Below are 3,219 nucleotides of genomic sequence, written 5' to 3' on the forward strand. Positions count from 1 at the left end.
CAGTATGGGGTCGGATAGGGGCTGTGTCTTTGCATTTTACATTGATTCAGCGTATTGGCAACGCTAAGAGCTTTGAGGGAAAATTGAGGATGAAAAATGGCCAAAATGGGAAAATGAATATAGAAAAAAGATGGATGTCAAATGTTATTGCTTATGCAGCCAGGATAGTTGGAAAAGAACAAACTGAAGCAGAGTAACATTGTCTAAACTTTTCCTACTCTAAACCGTAAGTCTCTAATAACTTATAAATCTGAGCCTTTGGTGCTTCTAAATCTTGGTTTTGCTTATCAAGTCTTTTAGCATTTTCCATTGCGTTCTTTTGATACCTTTTCAATCTTTCATAAATATCATGATTGCTTTTATAATATCTTTCCGACTTTTGATAATTGGATAAAGGCTCATATTTTCTTATTTCCTTCACTACTTTATCACAAGAAGAGTAACTTCTTCCTGTATTACAAAAATGAAGCAGATACCAGAATTCTAAACAGGGATTATTTATCAAAATTTCTATTTCCTTTTCCTTCTTGAAATTGTTAATTATTTTCTGTAAATCACTACATTGATTATGTGTTATAATGGCATCTAAATCTACCAACCAAAATATTTCATCGTAACCATCTTCAAGAAGCTTTTTTAACAAAGATTTAATTTCATTAAGCTTTCTCTTTTTGGGTAACTCAGGTTTTATATCTACTTTGGGTAAGTTTTCATGTTGTTGCATTAGTTGCAAATACCAACATTCTGTTTCTCCTTCTATAATCACACAATAGACAGTCCTAAGTTGCTTTCTGGGCCTAGTTTTTCTCATTTTCAATGTCAAGATAAAAATCTTTCAAATTAGGAACAGCTCCCAATTTGCCAATTTTGTATGCGTTATAAATAGAACTTGTCTTCCTTATTTTTGAAGTATCAAAGTCTGCAAGAGAGTATAGATCAGTGGAACCATCCTTTTTTCTCTCTGTGAACCAAATAGCATCCTTCCTTAAAATATCTTTTTCCATTAACAGTTCTCTGTAATGAGTGGTAGCTATTAATTGAGAATTTTTATTATTTTTTAAAAATGTTAATAAAAAGTGTTTTATTAAATCAGGATGCAAAGAGGATTCTAATTCATCAATGGGCACTATAATTTCATTATTTAACATCATATCCAGGATTCCACAAAATTCGTAATACCGTTTGGTTCCAGCAGATTCTTCTTTTAAAGGAAGAATAAATTCCTGGTTATTAACAAAATGTTCAAATAAGAGCCCTTTTATCGTTATTTTTCCTTGCTTTTCTATCTGTTTGACATCCTTTTCAGGCAGGATTATTTTTAATTTTTCTAAAGTTTTATCAGTAACTTTTTCTGTTTCTTTATTTATTACAATATTATTGATCCAAAAATCTGCTTTCTTTAACAATTTAATAATCCTGGTTTTATCTATTCGTTCTTCTTCCAGCTTATCGGAAATAAAAGGAAATAACTCAGTTCTTGGTGTAATTATTGGCTTTAATTTGTTTTTAAACCAGTTAATGACATCCTGAAGTTCTTTAAGTGCTAAATTTGTTTTTAGATAGGCCCCAAGAACAGTGTTGTTCCATAATGTATTATAAATCAGAATTGTTTTACTATTTTTATCCAGTCGTATTGTTGGACCAAACTTGATTTGAGTAAGTTCCTTATCTATATCAGTAGTCCGAGCATAAACCAAAGCCTTTTTAGGTTTATACCGGTATAAATTTTCTTTTATTATTGCCTTTTGATTTAGTTCTACCTCATACAAATATTTTGTTCCTTTACTTACAATCTCTAATTTAAAAGATGTATTACTTTTTTTAGATTCTTCATTTCCTAAAAAAGGTTTTAAATTGTCAAACTGGACAGTTTTGTCTGGTAAAGGTTTAACAACTAAGTTCCGTAAAAAATTAAGAGCTTCCAGTATTGTAGTCTTTCCTGAAGCGTTTGGGCCATAAATAATTGCTAACTTCAATAAACGCAGTTTTGGGGTAGGAGTAGCAATATAATATTCCTCAAGTTCATCCGATTTAGTAGCTTCAAAGGACAAGGTGATTTCATCTTTAATAACCTTAAAGTTTTTAACTGAAAATTTGATTATCATAAAATTTGCTCCTAAAATTTGCAACTTTCTGGTAAGTTTATATATAAAATTTTTATATGTCAAGCTTTTATTTTTTATTTTTTTCATATTATTATGGAAGCGCAGAAGACAAGTAGCCATCTAACAGTTTTTCTGGCTTTTTTTAACTAGAAACCGGTCAATAAAGATGGTGAAATTGCTTCATAGGGGTAAGCCAAGAGCCAAAAAGGTTGCTCAAGGAATGGTTATTCCCAGTGGTTATACCACTTACTGGTTTAAAATTGCGGTTTGGCTTATCAAAATGTTCTTCAGATTGAATTTTTGCCATTATTATGGATTAATGTAATAAAAATGAGTTTATCAACAGTCTGTAAAGACGCAACCCTTATTACTTAGTTTAACATTGTAATTTAAAGGTTGTCGCCTGACCACAGGTTAAATGGCGCTGTTTTCCTTTCTGCGATGGCACTTCTTTTTATAGAAAAGAAATTATCAATTCCTTCCAAAAGTAAGTATACTCTACTCTTTGCACGGGTAATAGCTGTGTAGATTAACTCCTTTGATAAAAGCCTTCCAGACTTTGGGAAAACCAAAATGGTTTTATCCCTTTCGCTTCCCTGTGCCTTGTGAACTGTAATGCAAAAAGCATGTTCTACTTCATCTTTATTTAAGTATGCCTCTGCATTCTTAGGAGAGAAAATCTTATTCTTATAGCCTTTGAACTCCTTTTTCTTACCATATACCCCATCATCCCATTAAAGACGCCTTTTTCTATGAGAGATACATTAGTATTTGCGTTATAAAGCTTTCTTTGCCAATCATTTTTAGTTTGAATAACCTTATCGGCCATATCACGGTTTTTACAGCCGAGAGGTTTGCCATAGAAAGGATTTGTCTCTAATTTGATAAACTGTTTAAGGATTAGTTTTTTCTGTCTTCCATCTAACGATTTGAAGTCTTTCTTAGCGTCCTCAGTAAGTCTAATTTCCCAGGTCTTCACGCTTCAAGCCTTCATCTTTCAACAACTCGTCTAATGTGTGAACCGCTGGTTTATCTTTTCTTTCGCTTATGAGATGATAAAGATAGACATGTTCTGCAAGCTCTTTGATTTCTTCCCAAAGCTCTCTTGGAATAA

General features: G+C 31.9%; 4 protein-coding genes. 1 reads left to right on the forward strand and 3 read right to left on the reverse strand.

Features of this window, described 5'->3' with window-relative positions; genetic code table 11:
* Positions 1–197, forward strand: a 197-nt coding sequence (locus J7K39_10480; protein ID MCD6180316.1) for a hypothetical protein, incomplete at its 5' end; no start/stop codon positions are given.
* 17 nt (positions 198–214) lie between these two features.
* On the opposite strand, the gene J7K39_10485 is transcribed toward J7K39_10480, so the two are convergent.
* The 3 genes from J7K39_10485 to J7K39_10495 all read right to left on the reverse strand — a co-directional run bounded on the left by J7K39_10485 (position 215) and on the right by J7K39_10495 (position 2,785).
* A complete protein-coding gene (locus J7K39_10485; protein ID MCD6180317.1) occupies positions 215–766 on the reverse strand; it encodes an RloB domain-containing protein in 552 nt (183 codons plus the stop codon).
* 31 nt (positions 767–797) lie between these two features.
* Positions 798–2,192 carry an ATP-binding protein gene (locus J7K39_10490; protein MCD6180318.1) on the reverse strand — a complete coding sequence of 465 codons (1,395 nt, stop codon included), beginning with the start codon at positions 2,190–2,192 and terminating at the stop codon, positions 798–800.
* Between the two features lie 302 nt (positions 2,193–2,494).
* Entirely contained in the window at positions 2,495–2,785 is a 291-nt protein-coding gene (locus J7K39_10495) for an ATP-binding domain-containing protein (protein ID MCD6180319.1), read from the reverse strand.
* Between the last annotated feature and the right edge of the window lie 434 nt (positions 2,786–3,219).

The sequence above is a fragment of the Bacteroidales bacterium genome, assembly GCA_021157585.1.
GTDB lineage: Bacteria > Bacteroidota > Bacteroidia > Bacteroidales > UBA12170 > UBA12170.